1 protein-coding gene is annotated in these 310 nt (G+C 64.2%); it reads right to left on the bottom strand.

Features of this window, described 5'->3' with window-relative positions:
- The coding region (locus FVA95_RS32345) for a hypothetical protein (protein WP_205016057.1) at positions 1 to 310 on the bottom strand (310 nt) is incomplete at both ends.

Here is a 310-nt window from a genome sequence, read left to right on the forward strand (position 1 = left end):
GTTCTTGCTGGCCGGTGTCGCCTATCTCGCGTACGTCACTCATGCAACGCCGTATGTCACTGAATATCCATCGGTCTTGTCGCGGGTCGGTCGTGCGGTCTTCGGCAACGGACCAATCGGCGATATCTTCTTCGTCCTCGTCCGTGATCGAGCGCCGGTTCGCGCTGCCCGAGGTGTCGCTGGCCGAAGTCGCGGTGGCGGTCTCCGGTGGCCGGTTGTTGGCGTCGGGCTGGCCCGGGGAGTGGGTGCAACACGAGTCGACCCTGCCGCCAAGGCAGATGAGGCCGTAATCCTGTGCGCTGTCGTGTGT

The sequence above is a fragment of the Pseudonocardia sp. EV170527-09 genome (assembly GCF_008369905.1).
Taxonomy (GTDB): Bacteria; Actinomycetota; Actinomycetes; order Mycobacteriales; family Pseudonocardiaceae; genus Pseudonocardia.